This is a genomic window from Mesorhizobium sp. ES1-3, from assembly GCF_020164795.1.
GTDB lineage: Bacteria > Pseudomonadota > Alphaproteobacteria > Rhizobiales > Rhizobiaceae > Mesorhizobium.
Genome location: NZ_JAIUGW010000022.1, coordinates 33,350 through 50,205, shown reverse-complemented (window position 1 = coordinate 50,205; position 16,856 = coordinate 33,350). Strand labels below are relative to the sequence as shown.

At 62.4% G+C, this 16,856-nt stretch carries 16 protein-coding genes; 8 read left to right on the top strand and 8 right to left on the bottom strand.

Going from position 1 to position 16,856, the window contains the following annotated elements; translation table 11 throughout:
- The first annotated feature begins 3 nt into the window (after positions 1–3).
- Positions 4–1,314 carry a virulence factor family protein gene (locus tag LB536_RS24155; protein ID WP_224597017.1) on the top strand — a complete coding sequence of 437 codons (1,311 nt, stop codon included), beginning with the start codon at positions 4–6 and terminating at the stop codon, positions 1,312–1,314.
- A 77-nt stretch (positions 1,315–1,391) separates the two neighbouring features.
- On the opposite strand, the gene LB536_RS24150 is transcribed toward LB536_RS24155, so the two are convergent.
- From LB536_RS24150 to LB536_RS24125, 6 genes are all read right to left on the bottom strand, one after another.
- Positions 1,392–2,126 carry an ABC transporter ATP-binding protein gene (locus tag LB536_RS24150; protein WP_224597014.1) on the bottom strand — a complete coding sequence of 245 codons (735 nt, stop codon included), beginning with the start codon at positions 2,124–2,126 and terminating at the stop codon, positions 1,392–1,394.
- On the bottom strand, positions 2,123–2,857 hold the full coding sequence (locus LB536_RS24145; RefSeq protein WP_140760851.1) for an ABC transporter ATP-binding protein: 735 nt from the start codon (positions 2,855–2,857) through the stop codon (positions 2,123–2,125). Before LB536_RS24145 ends, LB536_RS24150 begins: the two co-directional genes overlap by 4 nt.
- Complete coding sequence (locus LB536_RS24140; protein ID WP_140760849.1) at positions 2,854–3,801, bottom strand: branched-chain amino acid ABC transporter permease; 948 nt, start codon at positions 3,799–3,801, stop codon at positions 2,854–2,856. Before LB536_RS24140 ends, LB536_RS24145 begins: the two co-directional genes overlap by 4 nt.
- Positions 3,798–4,661 carry a branched-chain amino acid ABC transporter permease gene (locus LB536_RS24135; protein ID WP_224597011.1) on the bottom strand — a complete coding sequence of 288 codons (864 nt, stop codon included), beginning with the start codon at positions 4,659–4,661 and terminating at the stop codon, positions 3,798–3,800. Before LB536_RS24135 ends, LB536_RS24140 begins: the two co-directional genes overlap by 4 nt.
- Positions 4,662–4,692: 31 nt before the next feature.
- Positions 4,693–5,892 carry an amino acid ABC transporter substrate-binding protein gene (locus tag LB536_RS24130; protein WP_411966582.1) on the bottom strand — a complete coding sequence of 400 codons (1,200 nt, stop codon included), beginning with the start codon at positions 5,890–5,892 and terminating at the stop codon, positions 4,693–4,695.
- Positions 5,893–6,093: 201 nt separating this feature from the next.
- On the bottom strand, positions 6,094–6,831 hold the full coding sequence (locus tag LB536_RS24125) for a Crp/Fnr family transcriptional regulator (protein WP_224597005.1): 738 nt from the start codon (positions 6,829–6,831) through the stop codon (positions 6,094–6,096).
- A gap of 215 nt (positions 6,832–7,046) precedes the next feature.
- Between LB536_RS24125 and LB536_RS24120 the strand changes: the two genes are divergently transcribed.
- The 4 genes from LB536_RS24120 to LB536_RS24105 all read left to right on the top strand — a co-directional run bounded on the left by LB536_RS24120 (position 7,047) and on the right by LB536_RS24105 (position 12,042).
- The gene (locus LB536_RS24120) at positions 7,047–8,402 is read left to right on the top strand and encodes a substrate-binding protein (protein WP_411966580.1); all 1,356 of its coding nucleotides are present in this window, start codon (positions 7,047–7,049) and stop codon (positions 8,400–8,402) included.
- A 202-nt stretch (positions 8,403–8,604) separates the two neighbouring features.
- Positions 8,605–9,480, top strand: coding sequence for a branched-chain amino acid ABC transporter permease (locus LB536_RS24115; protein ID WP_224597003.1), 876 nt, complete (start codon positions 8,605–8,607; stop codon positions 9,478–9,480).
- Between the two features lie 13 nt (positions 9,481–9,493).
- On the top strand, positions 9,494–11,344 hold the full coding sequence (locus LB536_RS24110; protein WP_224597001.1) for an ABC transporter permease subunit: 1,851 nt from the start codon (positions 9,494–9,496) through the stop codon (positions 11,342–11,344).
- The gene (locus LB536_RS24105) at positions 11,344–12,042 is read left to right on the top strand and encodes an ABC transporter ATP-binding protein (RefSeq protein ID WP_224596998.1); all 699 of its coding nucleotides are present in this window, start codon (positions 11,344–11,346) and stop codon (positions 12,040–12,042) included. The genes LB536_RS24110 and LB536_RS24105 overlap by 1 nt, the downstream gene beginning before the upstream one ends.
- A 30-nt stretch (positions 12,043–12,072) precedes the next feature.
- Here LB536_RS24105 and LB536_RS24100 read toward each other — a convergent pair whose 3' ends face one another.
- Positions 12,073–12,321, bottom strand: coding sequence for a DUF982 domain-containing protein (locus tag LB536_RS24100; protein WP_140760835.1), 249 nt, complete (start codon positions 12,319–12,321; stop codon positions 12,073–12,075).
- Between the two features lie 304 nt (positions 12,322–12,625).
- The gene (locus LB536_RS24095) at positions 12,626–13,468 is read right to left on the bottom strand and encodes a 3-keto-5-aminohexanoate cleavage protein (RefSeq protein ID WP_224596995.1); all 843 of its coding nucleotides are present in this window, start codon (positions 13,466–13,468) and stop codon (positions 12,626–12,628) included.
- An 89-nt stretch (positions 13,469–13,557) separates the two neighbouring features.
- Between LB536_RS24095 and LB536_RS24090 the strand changes: the two genes are divergently transcribed.
- From LB536_RS24090 to LB536_RS24080, 3 genes are read left to right on the top strand one after another with little or no spacing between them, the layout of a single operon-like run.
- Positions 13,558–14,442, top strand: coding sequence for a MurR/RpiR family transcriptional regulator (locus LB536_RS24090; RefSeq protein WP_224596992.1), 885 nt, complete (start codon positions 13,558–13,560; stop codon positions 14,440–14,442).
- Positions 14,439–15,785: an aspartate aminotransferase family protein gene (locus tag LB536_RS24085; RefSeq protein ID WP_224596989.1), complete on the top strand. Its 1,347-nt coding sequence runs from the start codon at positions 14,439–14,441 to the stop codon at positions 15,783–15,785. The genes LB536_RS24090 and LB536_RS24085 overlap by 4 nt, the downstream gene beginning before the upstream one ends.
- Positions 15,786–15,833: 48 nt before the next feature.
- Positions 15,834–16,802, top strand: coding sequence for a TAXI family TRAP transporter solute-binding subunit (locus tag LB536_RS24080; protein ID WP_224596986.1), 969 nt, complete (start codon positions 15,834–15,836; stop codon positions 16,800–16,802).
- The last annotated feature ends 54 nt before the right edge of the window (positions 16,803–16,856 follow it).

The window sequence follows — 16,856 nt, the reverse complement described above, 5'->3', positions numbered from 1 at the left end:
GCAATGCTTTCTGCCACACCAGTCTTGGCGCTTGACGGTGGCCGCTTCGGCGACGTCCATGTCGCCTTGCCCGATGGACCGATGCGCGGATACGTCGTGGTGTTTTCCGATATCGGCGGCTGGAGTGCTGCCGATCAGACTACGTTGGACGCTCTGGGCAAGAACGGGGCACTGGCGGTCGGCGTCGATACAAAGCTCTATCTCGACAGAATCGCCGATGGCGATCGCCCATGTGACAATCTCGTCGGCGACGTGGAGGCACTCAGCCGCCAGTTGCAGCGCACGCATGGCGGCCTTGAATATCACTTTCCGATCCTCGCCGGCGCCGGAGAAGGCGGCACCCTTGCCGGGGCCATTCTGGCGCAAGCGCCGGTCAACACGCTGGCGGGCGCCGTATCGCTGGACCCCAGCATCGGCTTGAGCGGCAAGCGCCCGGTTTGCGCGGGCGCTCCGTCGACGCCCGGCGCCGGCGGCTACACCTATGGGCCGATTTCACCGCTGCACGGCTTCTGGGACGTCGGGCTGACGGCGTCTGAGCCCGCGAGCGCGAGAGAACACTTCGACCGGCTTCGCGCCGCGGCTACGCCATTGACCTTCCAGTCAGTCAACTCCGGTAGTCGGGATGACATGTTGGTTGAACTGGTCGGACCGCATCTGGACCAGGGAACGGCCCAGGGAGTGGCCGCCCTGCCGCTTATAGAATTGCCGGCTTCGAAACCCTCGGGGCTGATGGCGATCGTGCTGTCGGGCGACGGAGGCTGGCGCGACCTCGACAAGACCATAGCGGAGGATCTGCAAGCGCGAGGGGTTTCCGTGGTCGGCTGGGACAGCGTTCGCTATTTCTGGAACGAGAAATCGCCGGAGCAAACGGCGGCCGACCTGGCGAGTGTCATTTCCGCCTACGGCGCGAAGTGGCATGCCGACAAGGTGGCGTTGATCGGTTACTCGTTTGGGGCGGACGTCCTGCCGCTCGCCTATGACAGGTTGCCCGCCGATCTCAGGCAGCGTGTCGCGATTGTTTCGCTATTGGGATTTGCGGGCGAGGCCGATTGGAAGATTACCGTCGCCGGGTGGCTGGGAGCCCCGCCGAGTGCGAAAGCCACTCCTGTTGAACCAGCCATCGGGCGCATGCCGGCTGGGGCCATTCAATGCTTTTACGGTGAGGAAGAGACCGACTCGTTTTGCCCGCAATTGGTCTCCCGGGGCGCCGAGGTCATTCGGACAGCGGGCGGTCACCATTTCGACGGTGACTATTCGAGGCTGGCCGAACGTATCTTGGCTACCTTCGAGCGCCATGCCGCGAAGCAAAAGTAGCTCCCAATGTCGGCGGCTTCGTCATTGTGTACCGGTCAGGCTTTCGTGTGCCCGAAAGGCGGAAGACCAACCCGGGTTCAAAGGCCCAGATAGGCGCGGCGAACTTCGGGATCGTCGATGAGTTCCTTGGCCGCGCCCCGGTGCACGATATGGCCGGTCTCCATGACATAGCCACGGTCGGCGCCCGACAGCGCCAGATGCACGTCCTGTTCGACCAGAAGGATGGTCACGCCCTCGTCGCGGATGGTCGCCAGCACCGCCATCAACTGCTCGACCACGACCGGCGCCAGGCCAAGGCTCATCTCGTCGATCATCAGCAGGACGGGTGCCGCCATCAGCCCGCGCGCCATGGCGCACATCTGCTGCTCGCCGCCCGACATCGATCCGGCGAGCTGCTTCTTGCGTTCGCCAAGCCGGGGAAAGAGGGCGTACATGCGCTTGAGATCGCGTTCCACGGCCGCCTTGTCGCTGCGCCGGTAGGCGCCCATCAAGAGATTGTCCTCGACGGTCATGCGGTCGAACAATTGTCGGCCTTCCGGCACCTGCACGAGCCCTGACGCAAACGCTTCGTCCGAGGTCATCGGCACCAGATCCCGGCCGGAAAATTCGATCTTTCCGGTGGCAGCGATCACACGCGACAGGGCGCGGAGTAATGTCGTCTTGCCGGCGCCATTGCCGCCGACGAGGGCGACGATCTCGGCCTTGTGCACTTCAAGCGAAACGTTCCGCAGCACCGGCATGCCGCCATAACCGGCGCCAAGGTCGGCGACCTCCAGCAGCGGAGCCTGCCCTTTCTTCGCCGCGGCGCTCATGCGCGCCTCTTGCCGAGATAGGCCTCGACCACCGTCTTGTCGGAGAGCACCGCATCCGGCGCGCCGTCGGCGATCTTTTCGCCATGGTGCAGCACCAGCAGCCGGTCCGACAGGCTCTTGATCGCCTTGATGACGTGTTCGATCACCAGAATGGAAATGCCTTGATCTCGCACCTTGCGGATGACGTCGATCACCTCGTCGATCTCGACATGGTTCAATCCCGCCATCACCTCGTCGCACAACAGAAGCTTCGGCTGCATGGCCAGCGCCTTGGCGAGTTCCAGCCGCTTGCGTCCCGGGCCGCCAAGTTCGTCGGCGCGCTGGTCGACGGATTTGCCAAGCCCGACGAAGTCGAGGTAGCCGCGCGCCCTTTCGCGCGCGCGGTTGAGATCGGCTTCGCCACCGCCGTGGCCGAACAGCGCGCCGACGGCGACATTGTCCAGAACCGACAGGCCGGGAAAGGGCCGCATGATCTGGAAGGTGCGGCCAATACCGAGCCGAGCGCGCCGGTAAGCAGGCAGTTTGGCGATCGACTGTCCGGCGAAAATGATATCGCCGGAACTTGGCGCCAGCGTGCCGCTGATCAGGCTGACCAGCGTCGTCTTGCCTGCGCCGTTGGGCCCGATGACGCCGAGGATTTCGCCTTCGTCGAGCGTGAAGGAGACATCGTCGACGGCGATCAGCCCAGCGAAGCGGCGCGTGGCATGGCTGATTTGGAGGATCGTGCTCATATGCGATGTGCCCGGATGTTCTCGATGAAATAGCGCCATCCCGACTTGCGGAAACGACGCACCACGTCGGCCAGCCCACGCGGCATCAGCACCACGGCGGCCACCACCACGATGCCGAAGAACAGGCCGGCGACACTGGTCACCTCGCTCGACAGGAATTCCGACACCGCTGAAAGGGTGAAGGCACCGACGACAGGGCCAAGGATGGTGCCCGGCCCGCCGAATACGGCCATGATGATCATCTTGACGTTGAGGCTGATGTCGAAGGCGCTTTCGGGATCGAGAAAGGTGATCCAGTAGGCGTGAATGCCGCCGGCGAGCGCGCTGAATATGCCGGAGAGGGCAAAGGCGAGCACCTTGTAGAGCGTCGTGTTGACGCCCATGACGGCAGCACCTTCCTCGTTCTCCCGGATGGCGATCAACCCGAAACCAAAGCGGCTCCGTGTCAGCCAGAAGATGGTCAGCGTCGTCAGCACCAGCAGCCCGAGCGCCAGTTCGTAGAACAACGGGTCGTTGTTGAGCGGCGGCAGCACGAGGCCGATATTCTGGCCGGCCAATTCGATATTGGAGACAATGGCGATCATGACCTGCGCCAGCGCCAAGGTCGCGATCGCGAAATAGTGCCCTTTGAGCCTGAGCACCGGCAGGCCGAGCAGAAAAGCGAAGACGAGGGCCAGCGCCACGCCGAATACCAGCCCGATGGCGAAGGGTAGTTCCCACTGGACCATGGCGATGGCGACGCCGTAGCTGCCGAGGCCGTAAAACACCGAATTGCCGAACGAGGCATAGCCGGCATAGCCCCCGATGATGTTCCAGCCTTGCGCCAGAACAGCCAGCAGCAGTGCATTGATGCCGAATTGGACCAGCACGTCCGAACCGAACCACGGCACGGTGGCGAGCGCGGCGATCACGACCAACGCGATGATTATGCGGAGAGCGGTCATGCGGTTTTGCCCAGCAGGCCGCTCGGCCGCACGATCAGTACCGCGACCAGCACGCCGAAGCTTGCCACGTCGGCGAAAGTCGCGCCGATATAGAGCACCGCCAGTGACTCGATGATGCCGAGGAACAGCCCTCCGACCAGGACGCCGAACGGATTGTCCAGTCCGCCGATGATGGAGATGGCGAAACACTTGGCGGTCAATGCCGCGCCAATATAGGGATTTATCTGCGACACCGTGCCGTAAAGCCCACCGGCAGCACCGGCAAGTCCGATGCCGATGCCGAAGGTCACGGCATAAAGGTGACGCGGCTCGACGCCGTAAAGCCTTGCCGCCACGAGGTTCTGCGCGGTGGCGCGAATGGCGCGGCCAAGCTTGGAGCGCAGCAGGAAAGCCCACATGGCGAGCGTCAGCACGATGGCGACGCCGAACGCCATCAGTCGCGCCTGCGGCAGTACGACCGGACCGAGCGCGATGCTATTGCCGGCATAGGGCGGGTTGATGGTGCGGAAGTCGGCGGAAAAGGCAAGCTGTGCCAGATAGGTCAGCACCACCTCCAAACCGAAGGTGATCAGCAACGTGTTGAACATCGGCCCGCGCACGACAAGGTTGAGCAGGCCGCGCTGCACCGCGTAGCCGAGCGTGAACATGATTATGGCCGTCATCGGCAGGCCGAGGAAAGGGTCGATGCCGAGATAGGTGTAGAGATGCCAGGACAGGTAGGCGCCCAGCATGATGAAAGCGCCATGCGCCAAGTTGACGATGTTGAGCACGCCCCAGACAAGGGCGAGCCCGAGCGCCATGATGGCGTAAAGGCCGCCCAGCAGGATGCCGTTGATCAGGATTTGCGCCAGCAGATCCACGCCGTTCCCCTCAGTCCGACCTTGTCAAAGGTCAGCGCTTGTCCCAGGCCGGCATCGGATATTTCGGTTTCTCGACGAAACCGTTGGCGCCATAGATCGCCTTGAGCTCCGTTCCCTGAACCTGGATCACGGTCTGGGACAGGTTGATCTGACCGTTTTCGGCGAAGGCAATCTTGCCGTAAAGGCTGTCGAGGTTGAGCTTGGCGAGCGCATCGCGCACCTTGGCGGCGTCGGTGCCGCCGGCATCCTCGATCGCCTGTGCCAGTGCCTCGACATCGGCCGCGGCCGACGCGGCGTGGTAATCGGGATCGTAGTTGTATTTCGCCTTGTAGTCCTTGGCGAAGGTAGCGGCATCACCGAACCATTTGTCCTTCAGTTCCGCCGAAGGCAGCCAGGCGGTCATGCCGAAGGCATAGTCGGCGTCGGCGCCCAGCGCCTTGCGGAAGTCCTCGCTCGGCACGCCGACGGTGAAGGAGTAGAGCTTTGGCGCGACGGCGAGGCTTTTCGCCTGGCGCACGAAATTGAGAATTTCGGTTTCGTGGCCGGCTACCAGGACGACCTCGGCGCCATTGCTCTTGATCTGTGACAGCAGCGAATTAAAGTCGCTGGCGTTGGAACTGTATTTCTCGTCCATGGCAATCGTCAGCCCCGCATCCTTCAGCAATGGCCGCGTGCCATCCGCTACCGAGACGTCGAAAGCATCGTCGGCATAGAGAAGCGCGACGGATTTCGGTGCCGGGTCGAGTTCCTTCAGCATCTTCACCGTCGAGCCGAAATAGTTGCTCGCCGGCGCCAGCGTGCCGAATATGTATTTGAACTTGCGCGAGAAAATCTGGTCGGATGCGCCGCCGCCCTGAACCATCGGTATCCGGTACTTTTCCGAGACGGCCGAATCCGCCAGCGCGAAATTCGACGCGAACGGCCCGAGCAGCAGGGCGACCTTGTCCTGCGAGACCAACTGCGTGTACTGCCGCACGCTCAAATTCACATCCGACTGGTTGTCGTAGATTTTCAGCGCCAGCTTGTGTTTCTCGCCGCCCACGGTGACACCGCCGGCTGCGTTGATCTTGTCGATCGCGAACTCGTAGGCGTCCTTGTAATAGCGGCCGGTATTGGCCGAGGCGCCGGTCAACTGCACCGATGCGCCAAGCACGATGTCGTCCGCGGATGCCGCGCCCGATGAAAATGCGAGGGCCGCGCCGGCCAGCAAGGCGCCGGCCAGATGAAGCATGCTGTTTGACATGGTGTCTCCTCCCTAAGCGTCTTTTGTTGTGCCATCGGCAATGAGCCGCAGGCTGGTGGTGGCATCAACCAAAGCCGTTCGGGAACGCCATTGGCTAGAGCCTGAAACTGGAGTTCAAGCGCTCCGGGGCAAGAGGGGCGATACGACATTCGTTTGACGCGCGACCGTAGCCAGGCGTGGCCTCTATCGTCAGCGGTGCCGTTCCAGCAAGGGGATCGGCACGAGGTTCTGCGGCTGATACTGGGCCAGTTGTCGCAAACCCGCGGGATCGCTCAACGCGATGAGCCGCGCTTTGCTGGTGATCAGCTGTTCGGCGCGCAGCTGCTGCATGACCCGGTTAAGATGTGGCACGCTCAGCCCGAGTGCGTCCGCCATGACCTCCTGCGAGAAGGGCAGATCAAAACTCGTCTCTGGCGCAAGTCCTACCTCGACAAGGCGCGCATGAATCTCGAGAAGAAGGTGGGCCAACCGTTCGATCGGTGTGCGGCGGCCGAGATTGACAATGTGCTCCGCGTAGTTCGCTGCCTCCTGCGCGGCGAGCCAACTCAAGACCAGTCCGAATTGCGGCTGCTCGTAGCAGAGACGGATATAGGAATCGAGCGAGCAGACGGTGCACGTCAATTCCGTCAGTGCCACGACAGCATAGGTGGACCGATCGAAAAAGCTGACCGGAAACCCGATCACGTCGCCGGGCAGGATGAGCTTGAGGATCTGTCGCTTGCCGCTCCGCAGCAGTCTGTAGCGGATCGCGTAGCCCTCTTTGATAAAGCACAGGCTCCGGAACTGCGACCCATGGATGACGAGTTCCTCTCGCTTCCTGACAGTCACGTCGCGTTCGAAGATTGCTTCAAGACTGGCGAGGTCGGCCGCGTCCAGTTTCATGACGCGCGTCAGTCTGGTCATGATCGCGTGACCGGTCAGCGGCATACCAATGTTCCAAACTGCGAGAGGCCGATCGTCCACAGCATCCTGCGGTGGCTTGTTAATCTAGATCATTAATCCAAATCATCCAACGAAAGTTGCATTGACCGAACCGCTCCCGCGGCTGCGAATGCCAGTGCGATCCGGCTCGTTTCCACGGCCGGTGGAAAATGGGGCAACAACGAGTGCCCCTGGAGGTCTTGCCGAGGGAGGAATATCCGATGCTATTCGACGATCATAAACCAGCCAACCTGTCTCGCCGTACCTTGCTTCATGCTGGTGCCGGCTTTGCCGGCAGCTTCATGTTGCCGGCTTCCTTCATTCGTCCGGTTTATGCCGCGGACGACAAGCCCGCGATCGGCACATGGCCGGCAGGCTCACAGGGCGACACCGTCTATATCGGCGCCACCGTGCCGCGCACTGGCGCCTATGCCGTACAGGGTGAGGACGAGCTCAAGGGTATGCAGCTAGCCGTCGAGCACATCAACGCCGGTAGCGATCTGCTCAAGCAGATCGCGCCGAAGGTCGACAAGGGTGTGCTTGGCAAGAAGGTGGAACTTGTCGTCGCCGATTCCGGTGCCAAGCCCAACAATGCCGTGCAGTCTCAGCAGACGTTCATCAACGACCACAAGATCATCGCCATGACGGGGTCGACCTCGTCGGCAGTCGCGGTGGCGCTGAACAAGTTCGCGGAACGTGAGAAGATCCTCTATCTGGTGGCCATATCCGGCTCGAACGACACCACCGGCAAGGATTGCGCACGCTACTCGTTCCGCCAGTGCGTCTATGGTGAGACTTGCGCCAACGCGATAGGCCCGGTGCTGTTGAAGAACTTCGGCAAGGGCAAGAAAGCGGCGTTCATGACGCCCGACTACACCTATGGCCATACGGTAACCAAGTCGGTCAACGACTATCTGACAGCCAATGGCGGCTGGGAAATGGTGACCAATCAGATCTCGCCACTGGGCACGCAGGACTTCAGCCAATATCTCACCAACATCGCCAATTCCGGTGCCGAGTTCATCATCAACGTCAACTGGGGGCGTGACGCCGTGCTGTCGGTGCAGCAGGCCAAGCAATTCGGCCTGACGCCGAACATGAAGATGGTGATCCCTTACCAGATTCCGTTCCTGGCCAAGGAAGTGGGTGCCGAACTCACTGAAGGCGTGTTTGCCGCCACTGATTTCTGGTGGACGATGGAGGACAAGTATCCGCTCGCCAAGATGTTCGTCGACGAGTTCCAGAAGAAGTACAACTACCGGCCGGAATGGGGCGCCGAGAACAGTTACATGCAGTTCGCCATCTGGGCGCGCATGGTCTCGGAAGCCGGCACCTTCTATCCGCCGGACGTCATCAAACAATACGAGAAGGGCGAAACCTTCCCATCCATGGTCGGCGACGTGAAGTTCCGGCCCGAGGACCATCAGCTGATCCGTCCCGTCGTCATCGTCCGCGGCAAGGCGCCGAAGGACATGAAGAACGAGGAGGATTTCTGGGAGGTGCTCGACGTCGTGCCGGGCGAAGGACTGATGCAGAAGCCGGACGCCTTCGGCTGCAAGCTTGGCGATTACACCTGACGGTCACAACTGCCTTCTCCGCGTCATCGATGCGGAGAAGGACTTCATCCCGTATATGGCAGACCAAAGAGGGCGCGAAGCAGTGTCTTTGCGGCTTGAGGTCTGGCCGATTAACTATCGCATGGCAACGGATTGCCTGTCATTATGGCGGGCTGGACGGCGACGCGACAGGCTATTCATCAACCTCAAAGCGGGCGGCAGCGTGGTCAATTGGGCTAATTTCATTTCGCAATGCTTCAACGGGCTGGTGCTCGGCGCGCTTCTGGCGCTGATTTCCTCCGGTCTGACCATCATCTACGGCACGCTCGGCGTGCTCAACCTTGCGCATGGCGCGATGTTCATGCTCGGCGGCTATGCCGGTTGGGTCGCCTATGACTATACGGGCTCCTTCATTGTTGCGCTCATCGCCGGCTCCCTCTTCGTCATGCTAGTCGGCGTCCTTATGGAGCGGCTTATCATCCGCTACTTCTACGCTCGTCCGCAGGAGGATCAGATCCTCGTCACCTTCGGACTGGGCATCGTCTTCGTCGAGGGGGTGCGCTTCTTCTTCGGCAGCCTGTCAAAGACGGTGCCGCCACCGAGCCTGTTCCAAGGCATCACCAATCTCGGATTCATGGTCTACCCGACCTATCGTCTGGCGTTGCTCGGCATCGTTGCCGTGGCGTTGCTGGCGCTCTATTTCGTGCTCTACCGTACCCGCATCGGCATGATCGTGCGCGCTGGCATCGAGGATTCGGTCATGGTCGGCTCGCTGGGCATCGACGTCTACAAGGTCTTCATGCTGGTGTTCGGCATCGGCGCCATGGCGGCGGGCTTCGCCGGCATCGTCAACGCGCCGGTGGTATCGATCGCGCCTGATGTCGGCGAGGCGATCCTGGTGCAGACCTTCGTCGTGGTGGTCATCGGCGGCGTCGGATCGTTCCCGGGTGCGGTGCTCGGCGGCATCATCGCAGGCGAGATCATCTCCATCACCTCGATGTTCAATCCAGGCTATGCCTATGTCATGCTTTTCGTGGCGATGACTCTCGTGCTGGTGCTGCGTCCTTACGGACTGCTCGGCACGGCGGGCCGCGAGTGAACGCGGTCCGCTCATGAACATGAAACGCTCCTTCCTCGTCGAGGTGCTGACGGTGATCGCACTGATCGCCGCGCCTTTCGTTCTGCCGCATCTCGGCTTCGCGCCGACAACCATCAACCGCATCCTGATCTGGGGCCTGTTCGGGCTCGGTTTCGACATCCTCTTCGGCTACACCGGCCTGCTTTCCTTCGGCCAGTCCGCCTTCTACGGCACCGGCGGGATGTTCGCCGCCTACCTGTTGACCGAACTGAATTTTCCTTACGTCATGGTGGCGATCGTCATCGGCGCTGTCGTCGCCGGCTTCGTCGGCTATCTCGTAGGGATGGTCGCGCTCCGGCGCACCGGCATCTATTTCGCCATGATCACCGTGGCGATCTCGGAAGTGTTCTTCTTCGTCGAGTTCAACCCGCTATCGGCCTATACCGGAGGGGAGAACGGTCTGCCGGGCGTGCCGACGCCGAGCGTCTTTCTCGGTTTCACCACGCTTAGGTTCGATTCCGACTGGGCGACGTATACCTTCCTGGCATTCTGGTACTTCGTCGGCTTGGTGATTGCCCTGCGTATCGTGCGCTCGCCGGTCGGAGCCATTCTTTCCGCCATCCGCGACAATCCCCTGCGCGCGGCCGCGCTCGGCCACAACATCCACGCCTACAAGCATACCGCCTTCGTGGTCGCCGCGATCTACGCCGGCTTTGCCGGGGGCCTGCTCGGCGTCATGCAGGGCTTCATGCCGCCGGATGCGTTCATGTTCGATACATCAGGTCAACTCGTCATGCAGACCGCGATAGGCGGTGCCGGCACACTGTTCGGGCCTCTGGTGGGAGCGACCGTGTGGCTTTTCCTCAGCGATTTCTTCCAGAACACGCTCCACCTTGGCGCGACATGGAAGCTGGTGCTCGGCATTGTTTTCGTGCTGCTGGTCGTCTTCCTGAGGCGCGGTATCGTCGGCGCCATCGCGGACGTCTACGACCTGGCGACGGGCGCCAGGAAAACCGTTGAGCCGGTCGAGGCGGCAGCAATCACCCCGCCGATCGCGCCGGGTTCGTCGCCGGTCGTCGTCGAGGCGATGCCGGCGCGCCACCGTTCCACGGACCACGCTTCCGGTCCCATCTTGCAGGCTACGGGATTGAGCAAACGCTACGGCGGCCTGATGGCCAACAGCGATATCGACTTCACCATCAACCATGGTGAGACGCGGGGCATCATCGGACCAAATGGTGCCGGCAAGAGCACCTTCTTCAAGATGCTTACCTGCGAGGTGTCGCCGACCTCGGGCAAAATCGTGTTCGAGGGCCGCGACATCACCGGTATGAGCGTGACGGATGTCTGCCAGCTCGGACTGACCAAGAGCTACCAGATCAACCAGCTCTTCGACCGGCTGACCGTCAGGCAGAACCTTACAATCGCCACGCTTGGCGAAATCCGCGGCAAGTTCAGGCTCGACCTGTTCCGCAATATCCGCAAGATCCCGGGCCTCGACGAGCAGGTCGAGCGCACGCTGGCGCTGGTCAACCTGACGCACTGCCCGGACACGCTGGTCTCGCAACTCGCCTATGGCGAGAAGCGCCGGCTGGAGATCGGGCTGGCGCTGGCGACTTCGCCGAGCCTGCTGCTGCTCGACGAGCCGCTGGCCGGCATGAGTCCGCGCGAGCGCGTCGAAACGGTTGCGCTGCTGAAGTCGATCGCGCGCGGCCGCACGATGATCATCATCGACCACGATATGGATTCGCTGTTTGAACTGGTCGAGACGGTCACTGTGCTGCAAGAGGGTCGCATCCTCGCTCACGGCATCCCGGAGCAGATCAAGACCAATCCAAAAGTGCAGGAAGCCTATCTCGGCGGCGTTCACGGAGAGATTGCCTGATGAGCCTGCTTGAGGTCGAAGGTCTGAACAGCTACTACGGCGACAGCCACATTCTGTTCGACGTATCGCTGCGCGTGGAGAAAAACGAGGTTGTCGCGCTCCTTGGCAGGAACGGCGCCGGCAAGTCGACGACGCTGAAGAGCCTGATGGGTGTCGTCACGCCGCGCACAGGCAGCATCAAGTTCGATGGCGAGGAACTGGCGGGCAGGAAGGCGCACAGAATCGCGCAGCTCGGCATGCAACTCGTGCACGAGGATCGCCGCATCTTCGGCAGCCTGAATGTCGAGGACAACATCATCCTTGCGGGCCTGACCGCCGATAACAGGTGGCCGCTCGAGCGCATCTACGAGATGTTCCCGCGGCTGAAGGAGAGGCGCACCAGCCGGGGCACGGACCTCTCCGGGGGCGAACAGCAGATGTTGGCGATCGCCCGCGCGCTCGTGCGCGACCCAAAGATCATCCTGCTGGACGAACCGTTCGAAGGGCTTGCCCCGGTTATTGTCCAGGATCTCGTCAAAGCCTGTCGCGAACTGGCCGAGGCCGGGCAGACCATCGTGCTGGTCGAACAGAACCTGGCTGCGACCTTGGCGCTTGCAAAGCGCGTCTATATCATCAACAACGGCCACATTGCCCATGAAGGACCAGCCGCCGAGATCAAGGCGCAGCCGGAACTCTTGCAGCGCTACCTCGGCGTATAGACAGTGCCGACCCGCGATGAACAGTTTTCTTCAGTTGCCGGGCAACAGGCGCGCTTCCCGTGCGGCCTCGATGAATGCCATTCGGGCGGCTTCCGCCTTTGCTTCATCTTCCATCGCGGCTCGACAGGCGTGATGAGCGGCCAGAATCTTGGGTGAGCCGCCATGGCGCAGCCTTTCACGGAGCAGTTCATCCGCCTGGCGCGCGCTAATGATGTTTCTGATGCTTCCGAAGATGCCTACCGTCACCGATACAGGAGCGGCAAACCAACCCTGAGCCATAACCAGACCTCGTACGTTACATCGCAGACATGAACAGAACCGCTCGCTTGGGCGGACCAACGGTTTCTTGCCTTCCGGAATCAAAGCCGGCTAACTGACCGTTTGGGCTGTCTTCGATGCGGAATTTATGTCACAGCATGACATATATGCATGAGAGCGGCGCCCGACAAGGTGTTCGAATTTCCAAGGCCGATTCTCTGTGTCGGAACATTGGCTACCCAGGATGGCCAGGCTGACATGGGTTCCATGGCTCCCCATAGTCATGACGATCCTGCGACTTTGCGATGGACGATTGATCATCCATTCACCGGTGACCCATGCCCCAGGCATGGCGCAATGAGGCGGGGGTTCGGATTGGCCGTCCAAAGCCTCGGAGCATACGCGCGACAGTATCGACCAGAAATGCGTTGGTAGGCGCCGTCGAACCGTCCGGCAGCAGAAGATTGTTCTCGAAGCCGACCCGTGCATCTCCACCCAGCAACGCCCCGGCGGACACGCAGGCAGCCTCGTCGCGGCCGAAGGCGCAGACCATGAAGGAACGGAAGGCCGGAATGCCTGGCGAAAGAAACGGCAGCAGATCCGTGGGCGCCGATTGCTGCGATGTCGTATAGCGACCAAGGACGAAGAGCACGGGAATGTCGTCCCAGGGGATCATGCCCCGCCGCTGTAGATCGCAAAGGTACAGTGCCTCGCCGGGATCGTAGAGTATGATCTGCGGCAACACGCGTTCGCGCTTCAGCCAGCCGAGGAACGAGGCGAAAACCGGCTCGGCATCCCGGTCCGGGACAAGCTCGCGCAGTGCCAGCGAGACGGCTTCGGGCCTGGTCTCGCGCACCACTTCCATCTGCCTGCCGGGCTGATAGACGCCAAGCGCCTCGCTGGTGATTTGCACCACCATTGCATTGCCAACCGTCTGTCGAATGGCAGCGGTGGCGGCGCGATAGGCGTCGGGGTCGAGAATGTGCCGGCCATCCCGGTCGCGCACATGCAGGTGAATCATGGCCGCGCCGGCCTCGAGGCACTCGGCCGCCGTCCGCGCCAGTTCGGCCGGCGTCATCGGCAAGCCCGGATGGTCGGCCTTGCTGCGTCTGCCGCCATTCGGCGCGACGGCGATCGCGACGGGCCTGTCCGAGGATTGGGACTGCATGCGCATACCGGTGGCTGGACAATTGGATCACCAACATAACTTGTGAAACACTTGTTGCAAACAAAATCGATGCGCGGCAGACTGCCTCGATGGACCAGGGGCCTTTGGCGGAACGCATCGTCGCGGAGTTTGACGGCATGTCGGCGCAGCTGCAGACCGCGGCTCGCTACATGCTCGACCATCCGAGCGACGTGGCCTTGCTTTCCATGCGCGAGCAGGCGCGGCAGGCGGGGGTGCAGCCGGCCACCATGACGCGTCTGGCCCAGCATCTCGGCTTCGAAGGATATGATGTCGTGCGCGATTCCTACGCCGCGGCGGTGCGCAGCGGATATCCCGGCTTTGCAGGAAAAGCGGGGGCCCAGCTGCGCAGCCAGAAGCTCAAGGGCGACCGCGCTCAAGCCTCCGAGATGCTGGACTCGCTAGCCGCCCAGTTCGCCCAGCTTGCCAGGCCAGATATGCTGGACCGCATCGTGGCGGCGGCGAGACGGCTCTCGGCCGCGCGCCGGATCTATTGCCTCGGGCTGCGCTCCAGCCATCCTGTCGCCTGGCATATCCACTATGTCCTGTCGCTCGTTGGCGAGAAATCGGTGCTGCTCGACGGCGTGGCCGGAACGGGTTCCGACGCAATTGGCCGCGCCACCAATGACGATGTGCTGCTCGTGGCGAGCGTGCTCCCCTACACCCGCCAGACGGTCGAGGTCGCCGAATATGCGGCCGGACGCGGTGTCTGCGTCGTCGCGATCACGGACAGCGAGGTGGCGCCGCTCGCCCAGATCGCGGCGGAGGTCATCCTCGTTCCAACGCAGACCCCATCCTTCCTCCACACCATGGCGCCTGCCTTCGCCGTAGCGGAAATCCTGGCAGCGGTCGTCGCCGGCCATGGCGGCGAGCAGGCGCTGGCGGAGATACGACGTACCGACGAACACCATGCGGCGCTCAATGTTCATCTGAAACCGCGGCTCGGCAAGAAATGACCCATCTTCTCCATCGCACCACCAAAGGTTCGCTTCCGATCGCCGTCGGCGGCAAAGGCATCCAGATATTCGACAGCGACGGCCGCTCCTACATCGATGCATCCGGCGGCGCGGCGGTGTCGTGTCTCGGCCACGGCCATCCAGACGTCATCGCCGCCTTGCATGAACAACTCGAGCGCATCGCCTACGCCCACACCGGCTTCTTCAGCACGGAGGCGGCCGAACGTTTGGCCGACCGCCTGGTTGAAGACGCCCCGGCCGGGATCAGCCATGCCTATCTCTTGAGCGGCGGATCGGAAGCGGTGGAGGCGGCGCTGAAGATGGCGCGGCAATATTTTGTCGAGAAAGGCGAGCCGCGGCGGCGTCACGTCATCGCCCGCCGCCAGAGCTATCACGGCAACACTCTTGGCGCGCTCGCCACGGGCGGCAATGAATGGCGGCGGCGGCAATTTCAGCCGCTTCTCATCGAAACCCATCATATCGATCCATGTTTCGCCTATCGCCATCAACTGCCTGATGAAAGCGATGCCGACTACGCAGCGCGGGCAGCACAGGCCCTGGAGGACAAGATACTCGAACTCGGCTCCGGCGAGGTCATCGCCTTCGTCGCCGAGACGGTGGTCGGCGCGACCGCCGGCGCCGTGCCGCCGGTGGCGGACTACCTGAAGCGCGTCCGCGCCATCTGCGACCGTTACGGCGTGCTGCTCATCCTCGACGAGGTAATGTGCGGCATGGGCCGCACCGGCACGCTTCACGCCTGCGAACAGGACGGTGTCGTTCCCGATCTCATGACCATCGCCAAGGGGCTAGGCGGCGGTTATCAGCCCGTCGGCGCCGTGCTGCTCGGCCAGCATATCTTCGACGCCTTCGCCAACGGCTCCGGCTTCTTCCAGCACGGCCACACCTATATGGGCCATCCGATGGCCGCGGCGGCCGGCCTTGCCGTCCAGGAGGTGATCCGTCGCGACCATCTGCTCGATAACGTCAAGGCGATGGGCATGCATCTGCAACGGCGCCTGGGCGAACGCTTCGGCAATCATCATCATGTCGGCGACATTCGCGGCCGTGGCCTGTTCCAGGCGATCGAACTGGTCGCCGACCCCGGTTCGAAGGAGCCTTTCGATCCGGCGCTGAAGCTCAACGTCCGCATCAAGCGCGAAGCCATGAACAACGGCCTGATGGTCTATCCCATGGGCGGCACGATCGACGGCGTCAGAGGCGACCATGTGCTGCTCGCGCCGCCGTTCATTTCCACCAGCCAGGACATCGATGCCATCGTCGAACGGCTCGGCGATGCCGTCGATGCAGCCTTGCGCGCTCCCGACTTGGCGGGACGCGCCTGACCAGAGCCCGGCGCAAGGCCGGACCAAACCACCAGAGAGGTAGTCGAAATGCGTAGTCTGCTGAAAACCCTGATAGCCGCGGGCGCGGCGGGGTGTCTGCTTGCCGCCACACCCTCGTTCGCCGAGCAGAAGTTCATCACCATAGGGACCGGCGGCGTGACCGGCGTCTACTATGCCGTTGGCGGCGCCATTTGCCGGCTCATGAACAAGGACAGGCAGAAGACCGGCATACGCTGCTCGACCGAATCGACCGGCGGTTCGGTTTTCAACGTCAATTCGATCAATACCGGCGACCTCGATTTCGGCCTTACCCAGTCCGACGTGCAGTTTCAGGCCTATAACGGCGTCGGCAATTTCGACGGCAAGGCGATGAAGGATCTGCGCGCGGTCTTCTCGGTCCACCCCGAACCGTTCACCGTGCTGGCGCGGCCCGATGCGGGCTTGAAGACCTTCGAGGATTTCAAGGGCAAGCGCTTCAATGTCGGCAATCCCGGTTCCGGCACGCGGTCCTCGATGGAAGAGCTGTTGAAGCAGATGGGCTGGACCCTGAAGGACTTTTCGCTAGCCGCCGAGCTCAAGGCCGATGAGCAGGGCAGTGCGCTTTGCGACAACAAGATCGACGGCTTCTTCTATGGCGTCGGACATCCGTCAGCCGCGATCCAGGATCCGACGACCGCCTGCGGCGCCAAGCTCGTTCCGCTGACCGGCCACGCCGTCGACGCGCTGGTGAAGGCGCACCCCTATTATTCGGTCGCGACCATCCCCGGCGGCATGTACGCCAACAATCCCGATCCGACGACGACGTTCGGCGTGCGCGCCACCGTGGTCACGAGCGCCAAGACCCCGGACGACGTGGTCTACGAAATGGTCAAGGCGGTTTTCGAGAACTTTGACGACTTCAAGAAGCTGCATCCGGCTTTCGCCAATCTCGACCCCAAGGAGATGATCAAGGCCGGCCTCTCGGCGCCGCTGCATCCCGGCGCCGAGCGCTACTACAAGGAAAAAGGTTGGCTCTGAGCTTCAGCAGGGCCGGGCTGCCCGAGGGGCGGTCCGGCCACGGAGCCGAAAAGA